Source organism: Pseudoalteromonas sp. SWYJ118 (genome assembly GCF_015864505.1).
GTDB classification, from domain to species: Bacteria; Pseudomonadota; Gammaproteobacteria; order Enterobacterales; family Alteromonadaceae; genus Pseudoalteromonas; species Pseudoalteromonas arctica.
In genome coordinates this window covers 153,428-174,255 of record NZ_JADYXC010000009.1, presented here as the reverse complement: position 1 = coordinate 174,255, position 20,828 = coordinate 153,428, and the positions used below count along the sequence as shown (strand labels likewise).

The 20,828-nt window shown below is 38.9% G+C and carries 16 protein-coding genes and 1 pseudogene; 15 read left to right on the top strand and 2 right to left on the bottom strand.

Annotated features, from left to right (window positions below):
* From I6F48_RS11070 to I6F48_RS21470, 9 genes and pseudogenes are all read left to right on the top strand, one after another.
* Positions 1–500, top strand: a pseudogene (locus I6F48_RS11070) (hypothetical protein); the annotation flags it as partial.
* A gap of 2 nt (positions 501–502) precedes the next feature.
* The gene (locus I6F48_RS21350; RefSeq protein WP_231615215.1) at positions 503–1,561 is read left to right on the top strand and encodes a hypothetical protein; all 1,059 of its coding nucleotides are present in this window, start codon (positions 503–505) and stop codon (positions 1,559–1,561) included.
* Positions 1,562–1,564: 3 nt separating this feature from the next.
* Complete coding sequence (locus tag I6F48_RS11065) at positions 1,565–5,182, top strand: OmpA family protein (protein ID WP_331460695.1); 3,618 nt, start codon at positions 1,565–1,567, stop codon at positions 5,180–5,182.
* Positions 5,183–5,344: 162 nt separating this feature from the next.
* Entirely contained in the window at positions 5,345–6,418 is a 1,074-nt protein-coding gene (locus I6F48_RS11060) for a PD40 domain-containing protein (RefSeq protein WP_197119425.1), read from the top strand.
* Positions 6,419–6,661: 243 nt separating this feature from the next.
* On the top strand, positions 6,662–6,820 hold the full coding sequence (locus I6F48_RS21345) for a hypothetical protein (RefSeq protein ID WP_231615214.1): 159 nt from the start codon (positions 6,662–6,664) through the stop codon (positions 6,818–6,820).
* On the top strand, positions 6,805–7,317 hold the full coding sequence (locus I6F48_RS11050; protein WP_197119424.1) for a DUF2931 family protein: 513 nt from the start codon (positions 6,805–6,807) through the stop codon (positions 7,315–7,317). The genes I6F48_RS21345 and I6F48_RS11050 overlap by 16 nt, the downstream gene beginning before the upstream one ends.
* A gap of 135 nt (positions 7,318–7,452) precedes the next feature.
* A complete protein-coding gene (locus I6F48_RS11040; RefSeq protein WP_231615213.1) occupies positions 7,453–8,511 on the top strand; it encodes a hypothetical protein in 1,059 nt (352 codons plus the stop codon).
* A gap of 1 nt (position 8,512) precedes the next feature.
* Positions 8,513–8,698 carry a hypothetical protein gene (locus I6F48_RS21340; protein WP_231615212.1) on the top strand — a complete coding sequence of 62 codons (186 nt, stop codon included), beginning with the start codon at positions 8,513–8,515 and terminating at the stop codon, positions 8,696–8,698.
* The gene (locus tag I6F48_RS21470; protein WP_269435482.1) at positions 8,698–8,832 is read left to right on the top strand and encodes a hypothetical protein; all 135 of its coding nucleotides are present in this window, start codon (positions 8,698–8,700) and stop codon (positions 8,830–8,832) included. The genes I6F48_RS21340 and I6F48_RS21470 overlap by 1 nt, the downstream gene beginning before the upstream one ends.
* 300 nt (positions 8,833–9,132) lie before the next feature.
* Here the strand turns inward: I6F48_RS21470 and I6F48_RS11035 are convergent, their stop codons facing one another.
* Both I6F48_RS11035 and I6F48_RS11030 read right to left on the bottom strand, forming a co-directional pair.
* Positions 9,133–10,530 carry a tetratricopeptide repeat protein gene (locus tag I6F48_RS11035; RefSeq protein WP_197119423.1) on the bottom strand — a complete coding sequence of 466 codons (1,398 nt, stop codon included), beginning with the start codon at positions 10,528–10,530 and terminating at the stop codon, positions 9,133–9,135.
* A complete protein-coding gene (locus I6F48_RS11030; RefSeq protein WP_197119422.1) occupies positions 10,527–13,247 on the bottom strand; it encodes a hypothetical protein in 2,721 nt (906 codons plus the stop codon). Before I6F48_RS11030 ends, I6F48_RS11035 begins: the two co-directional genes overlap by 4 nt.
* Positions 13,248–13,489: 242 nt before the next feature.
* Here I6F48_RS11030 and I6F48_RS11025 point away from each other — a divergent pair, with 242 nt between their 5' ends.
* The 6 genes from I6F48_RS11025 (at position 13,490) to leuB (ending at position 20,817) form a co-directional block, all read left to right on the top strand.
* Positions 13,490–14,731, top strand: coding sequence for an ankyrin repeat domain-containing protein (locus I6F48_RS11025; protein WP_197119421.1), 1,242 nt, complete (start codon positions 13,490–13,492; stop codon positions 14,729–14,731).
* Between the two features lie 187 nt (positions 14,732–14,918).
* On the top strand, positions 14,919–15,992 hold the full coding sequence (locus I6F48_RS11020; protein WP_197119420.1) for a hypothetical protein: 1,074 nt from the start codon (positions 14,919–14,921) through the stop codon (positions 15,990–15,992).
* Between the two features lie 2 nt (positions 15,993–15,994).
* On the top strand, positions 15,995–16,384 hold the full coding sequence (locus I6F48_RS11015) for a hypothetical protein (protein ID WP_165729549.1): 390 nt from the start codon (positions 15,995–15,997) through the stop codon (positions 16,382–16,384).
* 136 nt (positions 16,385–16,520) lie between these two features.
* Positions 16,521–17,591 (top strand): hypothetical protein, encoded by a 1,071-nt coding sequence (locus I6F48_RS11010; protein ID WP_197119419.1) that lies wholly within the window; start codon positions 16,521–16,523, stop codon positions 17,589–17,591.
* A 599-nt stretch (positions 17,592–18,190) separates the two neighbouring features.
* Complete coding sequence (gene leuA, locus I6F48_RS11005; protein ID WP_008171909.1) at positions 18,191–19,744, top strand: 2-isopropylmalate synthase; 1,554 nt, start codon at positions 18,191–18,193, stop codon at positions 19,742–19,744.
* Entirely contained in the window at positions 19,741–20,817 is a 1,077-nt protein-coding gene (leuB, locus tag I6F48_RS11000; RefSeq protein ID WP_197119418.1) for a 3-isopropylmalate dehydrogenase, read from the top strand. The genes leuA and leuB overlap by 4 nt, the downstream gene beginning before the upstream one ends.
* Positions 20,818–20,828: the final 11 nt, after the last annotated feature.

Below are 20,828 nucleotides of genomic sequence, written 5' to 3'. Positions count from 1 at the left end.
GACCGCAAATTCATCATAGCGGCGCTGCTTTTTTACTGCCTGGTGATAAAGAGTTTTTAGCGATAAAGCACGATGGCTTTTGGATACATAAGTTTAATGGTGAAATAGTACGCAAAGTTAACTTTGGTTTTCCACGTAAGTGGGAAATGAAAAACCACCGTATTTCACCCGATGGTAAGTACTTAGCGTTTATGACGTATGGTAGAGAAGATTTTCACTTCCATTGGGTGAATATAGCAAACCCTGAAATAGAGCACTCAGAAAAAGGGGAGGGAAATGGCGTAATCTTTTCACTTGATGAAGATGTTACCCTTAAATTTGGCTATAACCCTAGAGGTGAAGTTGATGAAAACAACAAGGCAGTTACTTATAGTATTATTACCCAAACTAATATTTTAACCGGTGAACAGCAGGTAATACGCACTAAAGAAATGAGAATGTGGGGGCTTAGAAGCATAGCACCTATAGCTATTACCAACCAAAAAGCACAGAGTAACTAGTTATGCATGACATTAGCAAAGGAAGTGCCAGCCCAATCGTGTATTTATTAACTGGTTATGTTAAAAACAATACACCCGTGGGTAAATTAACGCCGGTAGCAAACCGAATTGTTATTGCTGAACAATCAAAGTCAGCCACTTATGATACAAAAAAACCTGTTGTATTAAAAACAAATAGCTCCGGTATTTTATCGACAATAAATAGTGACTCATTAGAAGTACGTCAGCCGTTTCATGCCTACATTGCTAATAATCAACGGCCTATTATTATTCCGCCAATGGAATCCATTGGTCTCATTGCCAATAATAACCCTAGTGGATGGGCGAAAGAGTTTGTTGATAACTTAAAAAATTACAGTAGCTCAAATACGCCGTTATTAGAGTTACAAACAGTCCCTGTTACAAATTTAAAACAGCCTGCAGAAAATAGCGAAGACGACACTTACAATAAGTGGTACGCAAAAGAAATAACTCAAAAAAACGTACAAACTATTCAAGCGTATGTGTTGGCTAAAACGCGAGCAATAATTTTAAGTATTAATCCAAACATTCCGCTTCTTTCTCCCGGCGCAAATATTGTTTTGTCAACACCAGAGGGAAGGGATATACCAGCTACTTTCGACCGCGAAACTAAATTAGCAGTGATATCAGGTACTAACAAGATACTACCCAAAGGGTTGTATAGAATCAAAGTAAGGCTTGATCAAGATACCTACCTAGCTAATATTTCAAACTGGTGTGCCAAATCAGTTCAGTCAGATGATAACTACGATTACTATGAACTCGCCGAAATGATCCACTTTGATATAAAAAATGAGGCAGGTGAGTTTGATGTAATTAATTGCGACCCGCTTTCGGTTGAAGAGGCAATAATAAAGCAATTTCCTCGCTTTTATAGCCACTTAATAAGCTATGCCAAAGATTTAAAAACCGAGCATGCCACGTATGACCCTAAAAATATTAGTGTTAAAGATGAAAACGGTAAAGAAATTGGTCGCGCTAAAGTTAGCGATGAACCAATAAAAATAGCCAGTGGCTTTGAGAGTTTTTGCCATGGCTGAGCGGTGGCTAAAGGCCGTGCACAATTAGCCGCAGGGTTAATAAATACCGATATAACCGCCAGTGCTAGTAACGGTAATTTTACCACTAATGGTAAATTTGTTTTAGGGAGTAAAATTGCTAAAGCAATACATACTCACTTAAATAAAACAGAAGATACAACTATTCAAACAACGCTAGATGCTGTGTTCGCTATGCAAGATGGGCAGGATGCTTGGAAAAAACTACGTGAAGCTCGCGCTGCCTTTACAACCGATGCTTGGCGGCAAGCACTTGCAGAAAATTTGTGGCGTTTACCAGCTAACACACCAGCAGCAATGGAAAGCTATAATAATAGTTTAGGTAAAAAGCTTGGCATTCCTAAGGTAGCAATGGATGCAGCAGGTAATGCACTCAATATAGCTGATTTAACCACAAATATTGCAGCACTTGGGCAAACTACGTTGCAGCAATTTGGTACAAATATCCCTAATTTAGCGCAAGCTAAACGGCACTATAAAACGGTTGCTAACGATTATTTTGAGCATTTAAGTGCCAAAGAAATTGTAAAAGATGTCGTAATTGAAGGGACGTTTTCGCTTAATAGCGAGCAAGTAACCGATGATTACCGCAATATCATTTTGCAGCAAAGCGAGGCCGTTATAAAAGCGCTTAAGCAAAATGAGAGCCTTAAAGTAACCGTGGCAGGTCACACCTGCGATATAGGTAATTACGATTATAATATTGCGTTATCTGAGCGACGAGCAGAGGCTGTTAAGCACATTTTAGTTACCCAAGCAGGCATTGATGAGGCGCGTATTGAAGTGCTAGGGCTGGGTTATGCTCAACCACTTATAAATAATAAAGATGAGGCAAGCCGAGCACAAAACCGCCGTGTACATATTGCGGCGTATGCTATTAGCCAAATAAATGTTTGCCCGTCTCGTGAAGGTATGGATAGCCTAGAGCGCTTTCGTAATTTAACCGTAGCCAATGATATAAAAGTAGATGAAACAGGCGACGATATGGCGTGGCAAATGATTAACATTGCTCTGGGTGTTATGGCATTTATCCCAATAACAGCTCCCATTGCCGCGGCAGTAGCGGTAATAAAAGCGGGTGGCGCTATTGCTACGTCGGCTGCGAATTTAATGGATGAAGCACTCCTCGATAACGCCTGTAAACATTATTACGCAGAAATTCAGCGAGATAAACGCCTAGGCCAAGAGTGTGCAGCTAATCAAGGTATGATGCATGAGCTATTAAGTGAATATAATAAAGACGGAAAAACGCAGCAAAGTACACAATGGGCAGCTCAATTTAGGTTGCGCTCAGAGGCCATATCGGGCCTTATGGGGTTACTACTTAGGGCTCAGCGTGAAGGTGATAAAAGCCAATATTATTCAAATTTAGAACGCTATAAAGTAAAACAATACATAGAAAACTTTTTATTAGGTGATAGCTGGGCACTGCCTAATTTACCTGGTGCATCAATTAGGATGGATACGTTTTGGGTGTTTTTAATTGATAGCATTACCAATCAAAAGCAAAGTAAAAATGGTGATAAAAAAGCACTTTACGGCTTTAGTGACAACTACAGCTTGCTAGATAAAGCGGCACGTAAAGCCGCAGTTACAGATCCTGAAAACACGCTTTATTTGCAATCGCAATCTAATCCGTATGGTTTTTATATGATGACGGTGCCGACAGTAGCGCGTGAGCATAATTATATTACGGCTGAATTTCAAAATTACTTCCCCATTCACACATTTGCCACGCAAGAAAAAGAAGGCAGTAAATACCTCGAAAGCTTTGCAAACACATTTGAACCGGTATTTTCTGAATATGGTGAGGCGAGCTATCATCACAGCGCTATATATTATCAAGATCAAACTACAAAAAAGTGGTTGCCAATTATTGCCAATAAACTAAAGCGGCTAACACCATTCACCCCGGTTCGTGTTCTCGTGGTGTTTAACGACACGATGACCGGTATTGCACCTATTACGTTTGAAGTAACGCGCTGTGATGGCGTAATAAATAACGAACTTGCTTATAAAGAGCTTGTAAGGCCGCTTGTAGAGTCTGAGCTATTAGAGAATGAAAAGCACTTTGCCGGAAAGTTTGGTTGTGTATTTACACCGTTTTTTCAATTAGGGCCAAAAACGTATTTAGGTACCAAGCCTATGGTGCACGAAGAAGCCTTTTACTCGATTATAAACGACTCTGCACTTGAATATTATCAAGATGACAATTTTTCTGATATGCGTTATTACATTGGTGCACAAGTTGGTAGTAGCAGTAATGTTGTATTGCCACTAATGGGGGAGCGTAAAGATAATAGTGATGAGATGATTTTTGAGTCTGACACTGCGGAGGTCCTCTATGCCTTAGGCTTAAAAAATAAGTTTGTGGCGAATGAGTTTTATGTTGATTTAAATACAAAGCGTAATGGTGGTAATGAAGAGTCACTATTAATAAAAGATTTTTTAACGAGTAGTAGCTCAAGCTTTGTATATCCAGAGCTTTTTGCTGGGGAAAAAAGCATTAGAATTTTGGTGCGCTTTGGTGGTGAGGGTAAACCTTATTTAATAACCAGTAAAATACAAAGGCAAGGGCAAGTTGTTCGTTTGTTTAAGAGTGAATTTGCTGCCGCACAAAGTTTAGGGTTTAAAGTACGCCAGTTTGGCGATGACATAATATTTGATGACTTTGATTGGAATACCCAAGTCGATATTATGGTTGTAGCGACCTGTACAGAGCTAGAGTCTGATAATTATACCAAAAAACTCATTGGTTTAGATTGGCGTAGTGTGCCATGTGATTTAATACTGCAGCAAACTATTGGTATTAATGATATAGGCCCGAAGTATCAGTCAAAACTTTGCTATTTAGGCAAGGCTACACGTAATGCAAATAAAGGTTATAAAACAGAACGTATTTTAAATAAAATGGTGGACACGTGGCATGACGATGACTATCAATTCGAGGATAAGTGGTATGACAACCAGTGCCAAATTGATGAGCAGGTAGGCCCAGAGTATGAAGAGTTAATTGAATTATTGAATAACGCAGGCCCTTATAACGAAAAAGGTAAACAGGGTCGAGCGCTGCTTAATTGGCATAACAAAGACGCTAAAGCATTTGCCGGTGAAGAGCAGGTTTTTGTTTTTGCTGCAAATTTTAGTTTGAAATATGACTCACCTAAGCGTGTTAAAGTAAACGGCTTAAGGCCTTTTGGAGACATATTTACAAGCCAATTTGGTGATATATTTACTGACAAAGAAGACAGGCAATATACGATGGAGCTAGGTATTGCTAGCTTTAACTCGGCGGGAAATTCGGGCTTTAATTTTAATGATATCGGTTCGATGACCGATAAAATTAGCAACCATGGCTTGCAGTTAAAGTTACCACTACCGAACCCTACAAATAGCAATTTGCCTTGGGGTAAAACACTACCAGAGGCTGATTTAGAAGAATTAGCCGCTGAGCTAAATAGCGATCATTCAACCCCATCACAAAAAGACCTATATAAGCGCTTGTCAGAGGAAGGGTTGACTGAAGATGAAGTGAAACAGTGGTTTGTTGAAGATGCTACAAAGAGGAAAGTAAGGCCGCTAGGAGCTTTTAAAAGCGAATAAATTTATTCGTAATTTAAGTAGTTACTACCAACATAACTGAGCGCAACAGCGCAATTATAGTAAGAATAAAAAAGCTCATGAATATGAGCTTTTTATTTATTAGGGTATGGACATAGTGTGCAGAACGGCTCAGTACTTTAACTGCTTAAAAGGACTTTAATAATGACGGTTTTAAAAAATAACAGCATGCTTTGCGCCCTCAGCGTTTGTTTTAGCTTATTGCTAAGCGGTTGCTCAGAGCCCTCATCGCAAAGCTCAACAAACACAACCGCCGTTGATGTTGCTAAATACCCATGGGCTAAAGAGCATAAAAACCACCCAGAATGGCCACTAGAAATACGCGAAGAGGTGTACGGAGATGCAGATACATTTTCAACCCCGCGGTTAATGTTCTGGAATAAATATAAATACAGCGAGGTTTATACGCTTTGGTCATCAAGGTTAGATGGCTCAGACAGACGTCGTATTATTCCAGAAGAAATTTTTACCCAAATGGAGCCTGCGGGATTGCATCCACCAGCACGCTCACCAGATAACCGTTATATTGCTATTTCGGGTTATATAAATGACCGAGCGACTCGCCAGTTATATGATACTAAAGAAAAAAAACTAATCACTATGTCTGGCGGGGGCGGCTACCCGTGGTTTAATTGGACCTCAGACAGTGAAAACGTCATTTTTTACTCAGATGGCAAACACTTTAATTACCATGTACCAACAGGGGAACTCACCTCTCGACCGCAAATTCATCATAGCGGCGCTGCTTTTTTACTGCCTGGTGATAAAGAGTTTTTAGCGATAAAGCACGATGGCTTTTGGATACATAAGTTTAATGGTGAAATAGTACGCAAAGTTAATTTTGATTTTCCACGTCAATGGGAGATGAGAAATCACCGTATTTCACCAGACGGCAAATATCTAGCATTTATGACGCATGGTAGAGAAGATTTTCACTTCCACTGGGTGAATATTGCAAACCCTGAAATAGAGCACTCAGAAAAAGGGGAGGGTGGTGGAGTGATATTTTCATTGGATGAAAATGTCACGCTTAAATTTGGTTTTAACCCGATGGGCGAGGTTGATGAGCTTGGTAAACCTGTTACTTATAGCATTATCACTAGAGCCAATATTTTAACGGGAGAGAAACGTATTACGCGTACTAAAGAAATGAATATTTTGGGGCTTAACGTTTTAGCACCTGTCGCTATTACCAACCAAAAAGCACAGAGTAACTAGTTATGCATGACATGAGCAAAGGATCTGCAAGCCCATTGGTTTATTTACTAACTGGATATGTTGAAAATAACACACCGTTGGGTAAGTTAACCCCGGTAGCAAATCGAATTGTTATGCTGAGCAGCCTAACAGGGATGCGAGCTTAAAACACTGGTTGATAGTGCCCGTAGCTTTGGCCCACAAAGTGATGCTTGGCAGGCTTTATACAAAGATTACATCCACCACAGTGTTAAATATTCAGCAATGATTGATGCGATTGCTCATGGCCCAGAAGAAGACGCTGAATTCACTACCCAAAACCAACTGCGCGAGCTTTTTTATAACCAGCCAGAGCAAGCTGAAACAAGTGAGCAATGGCAATCACAATTAATAAATGGATATAGATTATGGACAACCTCATAAAATCACTCATCACACTCGCTTTTACATTATTTGTAATGGGTTGCTCGTCAACAGGTAAAATTGATTACATGGTTGCAGGCGGTGCGACACAAAAAGGCAATGAGATCTGGGTGCAATCAATCACTTTTGATAATAGTTGGGGTATTCCTATGGGGAGCCTTGGTTGTTGCTGGCAAAGTGCCGGTAAAACAAGTGGTGTTTACGATCAAAAATTCCCAGAAAAAGTCGCGGTTGAATGGTTAGATAAATCAGAAAATAGAATTTACTTTGGTGAAGTGGCAATAGATAAAAATGGTTATCAATTAGCTAAAACCTTACCTTCATACACAGCGCATACAGGTAAGGTTTTTAAAGATGTAAAACCATATTTAATAGTAGGAATGGGTGAATCAGGTGAGATAAAGGTTTGGATTTCAAATACACCATACGCAGGATTTACAGGTCGTGTATTACACGAACTAGCCTCAGGGCAAGCACGGTGGCGTAAGAATAAGTAACTAAGCTATTTCCCAAGCATAGTCGATCAAAATGGCTATACCAATGTATCAGGGCCCGACTTTGAAAACGCTAAAGTCAGCTTTTTTGAACTCGATAGCGAAGATTGGTTTGTAGGCAAAGTTTAAGGATACACAATGGCCCAACAACACACGGTAGCCCAAGGTGAAACGCTATTGCGCATAGTAAGGCAATACGGTTACCAAACATCTAAAGCGCTTCACAACCACCCGTATATACTAGGATTACCCATGTCATTAATCTCACAAAACACAGCCCTACTTAAACCGCTTTTAACGACAAGTCTTTTAACTAAGTCACTTTCACGCCGTGTAGTAATAATGTTACTAAGTGTCGCTACATTGCTATTAACAGGCTGTGGTGAGGAGCCTAATCCACCTGCTAAACAAGTTGCTGAAGAGCAGCCAAGCCGATTTAGTAAAGATAAAATAGCGTACCGTCATAGTTATCACCCTGAGTGGCCCAAAGAGGTGCGCAATGAGGTGTATGGCGATGAAGAAACATTTTCAACCCCGCGTATTTTATTTAACGCGAAAGTCGAATGGATGAAAAAGAAAACGCTGTTTTCGGCTCGGATGGATGGCTCAGATAGGCGCCGCATAATCCCCGAAACAGCCTTTGAAGGTAGGGGGCTTATTGGTAGCCACACACCCAAGCGCTCTCCGGATAATCGCTATATTGCTTTATCTATGGATACAACAGAGCACGGTTTTACCCGCGAGCTGTGGGATACCAAAACCCAACAGTTTATTTTAATGAGTGAAGGTTATGGCCATGCCCATTTTAACTGGACCAAAGACAGTGAGAATGTGATTTTTTACGCCAGTGGTAAGCATTATAACTACCATGTGCCTACAAAAAAGCTCACTGAGCGGCCAATTATTTACTCTAATGGTTTGTTTTTATTGCCAGGTGGCAAAACCTTTTTAGCCGATAAAAAAAATAAATACTGGTTACATGACTTTAATGGCGACGTGATAGAAAAGGTTGATTTAGGTTTTAATACTCAGTTTACAATGCGGCACTTGGCTGTATCACCTTTCGGCGATTATATCTATTTTGTATCAGAAGGGCTTGGAGCCGCGCAAAATTATTGGATTAACTTATCCGACCCCAGTAAGCGCATTATATTGCCGAAAAAAACATGGAGTTATTTTTTCTCAGATAAAAAATAAAGTGTTAAGTCAAGGGTTTAAAGATTCGACTGATTTAATGGGGAATGGTCGGTCTTATTCAGATTATTTTTTTTATGAGTTTGATTTAAATACTCAGCAAACAAAAGAGATACCGATTAAAGAAAGTAATATTTGGGGCATGACCGGAATATTTATTTTTGGCGTGTTTAATATCAAGGATGAATAATGACAGAGCAATTGAATACAGGGATATGTAGCTTCCCTAAAGCATATTTACTCACGGGTTATGTTAATAGAGGGGAGCCAATTAGTAAGCTCACCCCACTGTTTAATCGTGTGGTGGCTGTTCAAGAAATTTAAAACTAAAAGCTTTAACGTGCAAATAGGTAACCTAGACCCAATATACTTGGGTTTAATTATAGTACGGTTGATGGTGTTATGGGTAAAAATAAAATTTACTAATATCCTCCAAAGCGGCAGCTTTGATTTAATGCAAGATCCAAATGATGGCTAGCCTGCTACTTATCGTATTATGTCTAAAACCAATATTTTAAACGGGTATGAGCAAAGAAAGTACTAACCCCTATGCATACTTATTATCAGAGTCTTTCGAAAAAAGCGTTGACCTATTAACAATAGGCCAACGTTTTTTATGATCTTCTACATGTCATATCGAACAACATCGAAGGGCATACTATCCATATGTACCCATTGAAATAAATTGTCTTTTGTACCTTGAAATAATGAATAGAAACCTATTTCAGGAATATTTATAAAAGAGAGATAAATCCATTGATTCTCAATAATGGGTAGGTTACTTATATCAATAGAATGACTATATATGCCTGAGCGTTGGTAAAGTGAAAGCATATTATATCTTTTGACACTAGCAGGATTAATACTTAACTTTATCGTATCAGTGGCTGGTTCTATATTTAGCTGACTTTCTCTTTTTTTATTTGCAGGGTTTATATGCAGGTAGCTGGCATAATATTGCTTAGAAAGTTCTTTGTTTTTGCTTACCCCAATACCATTTTCGTACATGTTAGCTAAATTGACCTTTGCAGAGTTATGCCCGGCGTCAGCTGCTGCTTTATATAGCTGTGAAGCTTTTTTTAAGTTTTTATCTACACCTGTGCCTAAGTGATATAAAACGGCTAAATTAAACTGAGATACTTGATCTTCTAAATTAGCTGATTTTTCATACCAGTGAGCGGCTGCTTTATTATCGTTATAGTGAGAGTGATATATCCACCCTAAACTGCGATATGCACGAATATCAGCTAACTCGGCTGCTTTTTTATACCAGTAAATCGCTTTAGCGATATCTTTATCCAACAATGAGCCAAATTGGTGCAACCAACCTAAAAAATAAGCAGCGTCTACAGACCCCGATTCTGCGAGTTTTTTGGCTAAGGCAATTGCGCTAGGGACGTTTTTTTCTCTGTTTGTATTAGCGGCTTCTAATTTTAGTTCCACCAGCTTAAACGTTGGTTTTTTTGCTTCGTATGCAATTAACTTTTTTAAAAATTTCTTAACGAAAGCAGGATCTTTTACTGCGCTAAAGTTTACAGGGTAGTATTTCATCAATGTGTCATAGCTGATAGTCGACCCACTTTCGGCTTCCGTTAAGTTAGTTTGATATCTTTGTTTTATACTTTCGATTCTTGCTAGTTTATATTGCTCATTTTTTTTTGCTTCTGCTATTTTTTCCTGTTGTAAGATTTTTTGCTCAAACGCGATTAAAGCTGACTTTCCACTAGTGCCGATTTGTGCTGCTTGTTGATACCAAAATAAGGCGCGTTTTTGTTTATTATCTTTTTCATACATATTTGCTAATGCGATTTGGGCCGAAGGGTCATCCGCTATTGCCTTTAAAATAAGCGCTTCTTCTTGTTTCGCCTTTTCAGTTGTCAATTTTGGCTTGGCAAATAAATCAAGTAGCGGCTGTTTAGCTTGTTGTGGTTGTGTTTTTGGGGTTGTTTGATCTTGCGCTTCATCCATGCATCCGGTCAAGCTAAAGCAAATGGTCAATAAACCTATTATGGTAAGTTTCATTTGCTATCCTTTTGTAAATGGTTTTTACTCAAAGCATTAATGTTGTGCTTTTTTACTTGTTCTACACGTACACATTCCCCTTGTGGGGCGACTTGAACAAAAGTGACGTTATTTTCTAAATAAGTGATTTTTTTATTAATAGAAAACCTTCCAGTATAAATACAGACATTAGTGTAGATAGCTTTATCTTCTATATAATCAATATCTTGGTATATAATAGTTCCCTCACTGATTTTTCCATCTTGCCAATTACCTTCAACAGTAACTGCGTGAAACCCTTGTCTATTTATTTTTAACTTACCTACTCCATGAGCGAGACCATCTTTCCAGTGCCCCTCAAATACTCTATTTTTTCCATAGCCATTAGGTTTGTTTTTTAGCCACATTCCTTCATAAGTTAAAAAGCCATAAGCTTCCTGTAGTAAGCCTTGTCCGTTGAATAGCCCATGTTCAAATTGACCTATATAGGTATAGTTACCTTTACTAAAAAATGATCCTTGCCCATGGGGTACATTATTTTTAAGCTCGCCAATGTAATCACCAAAAGTGCCCTTTGAATTATTATAGCTTAGAGATTGTTGGGATTTTGTATAGCCATCACGTATATTATTTAGCTTATAACCACCAAAGTATTGGCATGGGTACTCCTCTGAATTCTCGTAACAAACACCTTCACCATGCTTTTTATCATTTATCCAATCGCCATCATAAAAGTCACTATTTACTAAAGTTAACTTGCCTTTGCCTGACTTCATGCCGGATATCCACTGGCCGTTGTATTGATCACCATTTGCGTAGTTTAGTACTCCATATCCATGGAAATAGGAATATTTAAACTCTCCGTTATAGGAGTTTCCGTTTTTGTCTTTACGTGTACCCTGACCATAAAGCTGACCAGCTTCGAATATGCCAGTGTAAACATTTCCATTCCTAGTTAAGACCCCATGGCCACTAAAGAAGTTATTAAGCCACATACCTTCGTAATGAGTGTTTTCATCAGTCTGCGTGCCTTTACCGTGGCGTTTATCAGCTTTCCATTGACCTACATACTGAGCTTTACCCTTCGTTTGCGTGCCTTTGCCATGGCGCTTATCGGCTTTCCATTGCCCTTCGTAATGAGCACCCTCACCAATTTGCGTGCCTTGTCCGTGGCGCAGGCCCAATTGCCACTGTCCTTTGTAAACACGATTTTTATAACTATTTTCAGTTAGCACGCCTTGACCATGAAATAAATCATTTTTGAAGTTACCTTTATAAATGCTTTCTTTTCTGTATTTATTTGTCCAACTAAAAGTACCTGTACCGTTACGCATGCCATTGTCGTCTAACTCACCCTCATAAGTAACTATTGCATCGTAGTAGTATTCACATGGAGTTGGTTTGCGGTAGGTAAGGCAGACGCCACGGCCATGTTTTTGTCCTTTGTACCAGCTTCCATCAAAGCCGTTTCCGTCTTTATCAGTAAAACGTCCTTGGCCATGATGAAGGTAAGAAGAAAACTCTCCTTTATAGTGACTACCGTTTGTATAAATAACCTCGCCATTCCCCTCAAATTTGTCTGCTTTCCAATTTCCCTTATAGTGAAGCGGTATAAGAACATCGCTTTTTTCTTGATATTGCCAAAGGTGAGTATAACGTTGATACATTTCCCCATAACCTTCTGCTTTTCCATCAACCTTTGCTCCAAAATAATAATTTTCATCGACTTTACGGTCTCCGTAAATATACCCTTTTGGTAAGTTAGAGAGTTTAGGTAAAAAGGAGGGCTTTTCTTGATTGTAGGTACTTGCTTTAAGTGGGCTTATTGCGCTTAATCTGTTGCCTGAGATAAAAATGTTTTTTGTTATTTTTGTCGTAACATCATAAACGATTAATTGTTTATGTTCTTTGTCGGTCCCTACTAATTGACTATTAGCATGGTTAATATGCCACGGTACAAAAGAGTTTTTATCGAAGGTGCTGAGCATTTTTCCGGTTATGATATTAAAGTAAAAAGACTTTTCTTTAGCGCGCAATAGCCCATGTGTTTGTTCATTATTAAGATATAGTCCATTAAGTTTATCGTACCCAGTTAGATCTATTCTAAATAGCTTTTTATCTTCTCTGTATTTACTCATGTGAAACTCGTGAAAAGAGAGTGTTGAACCATCTTTTAAATAGACCGTATCACTTTTTTCTTTCTTCTCGGTTATTGTTAGGTTGTTCAGGTCAACATATAAGTTTTTTGACTGACCTCTAAACTCAGGCATGTAAATATTGAAAGCATTATCTTCCCAAGATATTAGTTGCGCCCAGAACCTTAATGCCTCGCCAATGATAAAATACTCTCGAGTTAAGAGGTCATGTACGATGATCTCTTTGTTTATAACTAAAGCTAAATAGCGGTTATTTGGTGAGCGAGAGATGGCGCTAATATAATAGGTGTTTACGTCTGGTAAAATGGTCGCGTAGAGTTCTTTCTCATCAAGCACCTGGCGAAGATCTGTTCCATCTATTTTGATACTCCATATCGTTCTTTTTTCTTGCTGAGGTGCTTGCCACAAAAACTGGATACGCTCTTGATCAAATTGCGCAGCGTCGGTGATATCTTCTTTTAAAGCTATGGGTTGGGTTGCTTTGGATTCGTTTTTTTGTGTGTCAGGGGCTGTTTTTTCACAACCAAGTAAAGTTACTAAAATGAGGTATGTAATGATCTTAAAAGCAGCACGCTTTTGCATAAATAATCCTTTATAATAATTTCTGTGCCATACATGACATTAAAATATATGCATATTTTAATGCCTAATAATACACTATGAAATTGTGTTAAAGAAGGAATTACTACGACACATAATATATTGATAAACTCTAAATTAAATTTATTTAAAATAGAGTTATTATGAGTTTTCGCTGTATATAATTCATTTAAGCACTCAAGCAATTTACACAATAATTTAATAACAATGTTAAGGAACAACAAATGAAAGTATTATTTTTAAGATTGATATTACCGCTCATTTTGGTGGTTGCAAGCTACTCCTATTATAAAAAAAATAACCCTGAATATTATCAGCGTGTTTTAGATGAAGAGCTTAGAATAGGGGAAGAAAAAATTACTCCTCGATTACAAGAGTTTATAGACGACGAAAAAGTTGTTTTAAGCTGCCCTTCTCTTAAAAAAGCAATTTCTTATAATAATTTTACTTTAGTAAAATATATGGTTGATTCAGGTGTTGATGTTAATTGTAAAAATTATAATTTAGATCTACCAGTATGTATGATGACCCTTGCTAATAAAGAATCTCCAAATTTAAAACTAATTAACTATCTTAAGAATAAAGGCTGTAATTATTCGTTTGAAAATAATGAAGGAGAAAATGCTTTCCATATTTTATATAACTTACGATCAGCAGAAAATATGGGTTACAGGGTGCTTAGGTTATATATTGCTAAATTGATAAGGCTTGGGGTTGATATTAATCACCAGAATAATAAAGGTGAAACGCCATTAATGTACTCAGTATTAAAAAGTGCTGATCCAAAGAATGTAACGACCTTTATAAAAAAAGGTGCGAATACCGATTTAAAAACATCGAGCGGAAGTAGTGCGCTTGGGCTTGCTATTAGTAACAGAAAAACCGAAATAGTCACTTTACTTCAAGCTGAAGGCGCCAAAGGGTACATAGATGGTGAATATATAGATGAAGAAATGCTGCAAACCTTAAACCGTAACCGTAATAAAGCGTTATTGGAAAAACGAAAAAAACGACAACTATCTTGGTCTAACAGTGTTTTTCATTGGAAAAGCTACATTAACGCTTACAAGCTCGATTTAACGTGTTCGTTTCGTTTAATGGGTGGGCCAGGGAATGGTGGTGAAGATATTCATACCAATGAGCAGATGAACAGTTCTGTAAGTATGTTTTCACAAACAGATGCATTTGTTTTTGGCGATTGTCCTGATTGGAAATATTATCACTATCGCATAGTGAGTCGTACCGGAAAAACTTACTCTCAAGGTCATAATCTATTTTGGCATGAACCAGAATCACCTATAGGCTCGAAAGAAGCCCTTTATATAGCGCTCCCCTTTGACGATGAATTTGAAGGTACTGTTAAATGGTACGGATCTCATGAGCAAGTAAGTGATCTAGATTTAGAAAAAGCAAAATTAAAGTTAGTAAAACAATATGCCATTTACGTACAAAATCGGCACTTTTAAAAGTAATGAGATAGGTTATTTTTATTAAAAATTGAGAGATTATTTATTTTAGTATTTACTGATAATAAATAATCTCCAATAACCCACAGTTATTACACTAAATGGATACTATTTTTGTAAACGCTCGAGAACATTTAAGTTTCCCGTGTGCCACAAATATAAAGAGTGAAAGGATTACTCAACAACAATGTTTTTAAAAAATCACAGCGTGCTTTGCGCCCTCAGCGTTTGTTTTAGCTTATTGCTAAGCGGTTGCTCAGAGCCCTCATCGCAAAGTTCAGCAAATACAACAGCCGTTAACGTTGCTAAATACCCATGGGCAAAAGAGCATAAAACCCACCCTGAGTGGCCACTCGAAATACGCGAAGAGGTGTATGGCGATGCAGATACATTTTCAACTCCAAGGTTAATGTTTTGGAATAAATATAAAGGCAGTGAAGTACGCACGCTGTGGTCATCACGGTTAGATGGCTCAGACAGGCGCCGTATTATTCCAGAAAAGGTATTTCAAAAGCTTGAATCTATTAGTATACATGCACCAGCACGCTCACCAGATAACCGTTATATCGCTATTTCGGGCTATATAAATGACCGAGCGACTCGCCAGTTATACGATACTAAAGAGAAAAAGCTAATCACCATGTCAGCTGGAGGAGGTTACCCTTCGTTTAATTGGACTTCAGACAGTGACAACGTTATTTTTTATGCAAATGGTAAACATTACAATTACAACGTATCCACAGCAACACTTACACAACGCAAAATAATTTATTCAGATGAGCTGTTTTTACTCCCGGGCGATAAAGAGTTTTTAGCCATAAAGCACGATGGCTTTTGGATACATAAGTTTAATGGTGAAGTGGTGCGTAAAGTGAACTTTGGTTTTCCGAGAGCGTGGGAAATGAAAAACCACCGTATTTCACCAGAAGGCAAGTATTTAGCGTTTATGACCCACGCTAGACCAAAAGCGCACTTTCACTGGGTGAATATTGCTAATCCTGAAATAGAAAATTCGGAAGAAGGAACTGGCGGCGGGATAATTTTCTCTCCAGAGGAAGATTATCAATTAGAGTATAGAATAAAGCACTCGCAAGAACGTGATGAAAATGGGTTTTATCTTTCTGAGCGTGTCATCAGAACAAAAAACATACTAACAGGTGTGCAAACTGAAGAGTTAGTTAAAGAAAAAGGAATCTGGGGCATGAGAACTTTAGTCCCTGTAGCAATTACTAACTTAGCAGTTCAAGATGTGAGACGTTAACAATGCATGAATTAAGCAAAGGATCTGCAAGCCCATTAGTTTACTTATTAACTGGTTATGTTGAAAACAATAAACCTGTTGGTAAGTTAACCCCAGTAGCAAACCGAATCGTGGTGGCTGAACAGCCTAAGTTAGCCACATATGATGCAAAAAAGCCTATTGTATTAAAAACAAATAGTGCTGGTATTTTATCGACAATAAATAGTGACTCATTAGAAGTACGTCAGCCGTTTCATGCCTACACGGCTAATAATAATCAACGGCCTATTATTATTCCGCCAATGGAGTCCATTGGCCTCATTGCCAATAATAACCCAAGTGGATGGGCTAAAGAGTTTGTTGATAACTTAAAAAATTATAGTAGCTCAAATACACCGTTTACTTATCAGTAATTTAACACTCTCGATTGAAGTGGCAGAAATAGTAGAAGAGTAAGTGCAAGCACTTTGACTCAATAACACAAGTTTTAATGAGAGCGCTTATTTGTATTACCTAGTAAATAAGTTCATGTAGTAAAGGATAATTTTAATGACGTTTTTAAAAAATCACAGCATGCTTTGCGCCCTCAGCGTTTGTTTTAGCTTATTGCTGAGCAGTTGCTCAGAGCCCTCATCTCAAAGCTCACCACAAGTAGAGGTTGATGTTGCTAAACACCCATGGGCTAAAGAGCACAAAAACCATCCAGAGTGGCCACTAGAAATACGCGAAGAGGTGTATGGCGATGCGGATACATTTTCAACCCCGCGGTTAATGTTCTGGAATAAATACAAATACAGTGAAGTACGCACGCTGTGGTCATCACGGTTAGATGGCTCAGACAGGCGCCGTATTATACCTGAAGAAATTTTTACCCAAATGGAGCCTGCGGGATTGCATCCACCAGCACGCTCACCAGATAACCGTTATATCGCTATTTCGGATTATATAAATGACCGAGCGACTCGCCAGTTATACGACACCAAAGAGAAAAAGCTAATTACCATGTCAGGCGGGGGTGGCTACCCTTGGTTTAACTGGACCTCAGACAGTGAAAACGTCATTTTTTACTCAGATGGCAAACACTTTAATTACCATGTACCAACAGGGGACCTCACCTCTCGACCGCAAATTCATCATAGCGGCGCTGCTTTTTTACTGCCTGGTGATAAAGAGTTTTTAGCGATAAAGCACGATGGCTTTTGGATACATAAGTTTAATGGTGAAATAGTACGCAAAGTTAATTTTGATTTTCCACGTCAATGGGAGATGAGAAATCACCGTATTTCACCAGGCGGCAAATATCTAGCATTTATGACGCATGGTAGAGAAGATTTTCACTTCCACTGGGTGAATATTGCAAACCCTGAAATAGAGCACTCAGAAAAAGGGGAGGGAAATGGTGTTATTTTCTCTCCAGAAGAAGATTACCTATTAGAGTATGCAATAAAACATTCAAAAGAGCGTGATGAAAAAGGTTTCTATCTTTCAGAGCGCGTCATAAAAACAAAAAACATTGTGACAGGTAAGCAGTTAGAGAAGTTAATAAAAGAAAAATATATATGGGGTATGAGATCTTTAACTCCTATCGCTATTACAAACTTAGTAGCTCAAGAAAGGTAGTATTGATTATGCACGATATTAGCAAAGGATCTGCAAGCCCAGTAGTTTACTTATTAACAGGATACTTTGAACAGAATGAATCGATTATATCGATATGAAAGTAGGTTCAATGTAACTCAAATCACTTTGACTATTTTGTCGATAAAGTGAGTAATGGCACTTTTTAATTATTAAACATGGGATTACTTTATAAGCCCAGATAAAAATAATAAAACTTATCTAATCGGGGATCACTTTAAAGCCGATTTGATTATGGTGACAAGAAGCGTGTTTTGTATTTTTAATCTTTTTATTTAAGGTTTATTGGTTTTTATTTTCTTTGTGGTTGTGTTTTAAAGGTGTTTTGTGGAATTTTTATGCTTGCTTCCGTCGCTTTGTAATGTTAAAAATGGGTTTCGCTGAACACACACACAAGAAAACAAGATGCATATTATTCGTTTAATTACACTAAAACTTAACCTCTTACTGCTATGGCAAGTAAGCGGGGATTAGTGTGTTTGCATCGAGTTGAACACTAAAAACCCCGCAATTGCGGGGTTTTTTTTATCTCGCGGCTGGGATTAATTGAAATTTGGGTAACATAGGAATGAGGGGCAGTTATGCAAGAGCAAGATAAAGTATGGATTTTTGATACCACCTTACGTGATGGCGAACAGGCGCTTAAAGCAAGCCTTACTGAAGATGATAAAATTCAATTAGCACATACAATTAGCCGCTTGAATGTGGATGTGATGGAAGTGGGTTTTCCGGTTTCGAGCCCTGCTGATTTTCGCTCGGTGCAACGTATTGCAACCGAAGTAAAAGGCCCGATTATTTGTGGTTTAGCACGCTCAGTTGCTAAAGACATTGAAGCCTGTGGCGAAGCACTTCGCACAGCTCAGCAAAGCCGTATTCATACTTTTATTGCTACAAGCCCTTTGCACCTTGAACATAAATTACGTATGAGCCTAGACGATGCAACAGCAATGGCCGTTAAATCAATTAAATTGGCACGTAACTACACTGATGATGTTGAATTTTCGTGTGAAGATGCCGGTCGTACGCCGCATTGGGATTTATGTAAAATTGTTGAGCAGGCAATTAATGCCGGAGCTTCAACTATTAACTTGCCAGATACCGTTGGTTTTGTAACGCCAGACGAATACGCCGCGATGATCCGCCATTTAATGAATAACGTGCCAAATATTGATAAAGCGCGTTTAAGTGTGCATTGCCACAACGATTTAGGTTTAGCAGTAGCAAACTCGGTGGCTGCAGTGCAAGCAGGCGCACGCCAAATTGAGTGTACTATTAATGGCATTGGTGAGCGTGCTGGTAACTGCTCGCTTGAAGAAGTGGCGATGATCATGAAAATGCGCCACGACCACTTAAAAGTATACACCGATATTAAAAGTGAAGAAATTTACCGCGCATCTCGTCAAGTGGCTAAAATTTGTAATATGCCAGTACAACCAAATAAAGCAATTGTTGGCGAAAACGCATTTGCACATAGTTCTGGCATTCACCAAGACGGTGTATTAAAAGCGCAAAATACTTATGAGATTATGTCGCCAGAAAGCGTTGGTGTGCCAAGTAACCAATTAAATATGACTTCGCGTTCGGGTCGCCATGTTATTGAGCATCGCCTAGAAGAATTAGGCTATCAAAAATCTGATTACGATATGGATGGCTTATATAAAAGCTTTATCGAGTTGGCTGACCAAAAAGGCACCGTATACGATTACGACCTTGAGGCGATGATTTACTTTAATCAAATTAACGACAAAGACGAAAAATACCAATTAGAATTTGTTAACTCAGCCTCTAACTCGCAATCGGTAGCAAGCTCTACTATTGGAATGCGCATTGATGGCGAAGCTAAACAAGAAGCCGCGACAGGTAATGGCCCAGTAGAAGCCTCGTTTGCAGCTATTGAGCGCTTAACCGGTATGAGCGTTGAAATGATTGAATATAACTTAGAAGCGACAGGCCAAGGTGCAAGCTCATTAGGCCAAGTAAATATTATAGCTAAATACGATGGCCGACCTTATCACGGTGCGGGCATTGCAGCGGATGTGGTTGAAGCGTCGGTACGCGCCATGATCCGCGTTTATAACTTAATTTATCGTGCACAAAAAGTGTCTGATTTAAAACAACAAAGGAAAGCAGGATGAGTAAAACAAACTACAGCGTTGCAGTATTAGCTGGCGACGGTATTGGTCCAGAAGTAATGGCAGCAGCAGAGCAAGTACTTGATGCTGTGAGCAATAAGTTTGGTTTTACCCTAAACCGTGAGCATTATGCAATTGGCGGCGCAGCCATTGACGAATTTGGTAAAGCATTACCAGAGAGTACACTTACTGCGTGTGAAAACTCAGACGCTATTTTATTTGGTTCCGTTGGTGGTCCTAAATGGGAAAACTTACCACCAAACGAGCAGCCTGAGCGCGCATCGTTATTGCCGCTTCGTAAGCACTTTGGTTTGTTTTGTAATTTACGCCCTGCACAGTTATTACCTGCATTAAGTGCAGCATCGCCACTTCGCGCTGATATTAGTGAAAAAGGCTTTGATATTTTATGTGTGCGCGAACTAACTGGCGGCATTTACTTTGGCGAAAAAGGCCGTAGCGGCGAAGGTGCTGAAGAGTTTGCATTTGATACGCAAACATACTCACGAAAAGAAATTGAACGTATTGCCCGCTTTGCTTTTGAAGCGGCAAAACTACGTAGTAACCATGTTACCTCTGTTGATAAAGCCAATGTATTAGCATCAAGCGTATTATGGCGCGAAGTAGTAACCGAAGTAAGCAAAGGCTACCCAGAAGTAAGCTTAGATTACATTTACGTAGATAACGCAGCTATGCAGTTAGTTAAGCAGCCTAGCCAGTTTGACGTACTACTTTGCGATAACTTATTTGGCGATATTTTGTCAGATGAGTGCGCCATGATCACAGGCTCAATGGGCTTATTACCATCGGCAAGCTTGAACCAATCGGGCTTTGGCTTATACGAGCCAGCAGGCGGCTCAGCACCAGATATTGCAGGTAAAGGCGTTGCAAACCCAATAGCACAAATTTTAAGTGCCGCATTAATGCTACGTTACTCGCTAGGGCAAGACGAAGCGGCTCGCACCATTGAAAAAGCAGTAGCCGAAGCTGTAGAAGCAGGCGTTGGCACACCAGATATATATCCAAATGCAGGTTACAGCACAAGCGATGTGGCAGCAGCCATCGTTTCACGCATTTAATAACATATTAA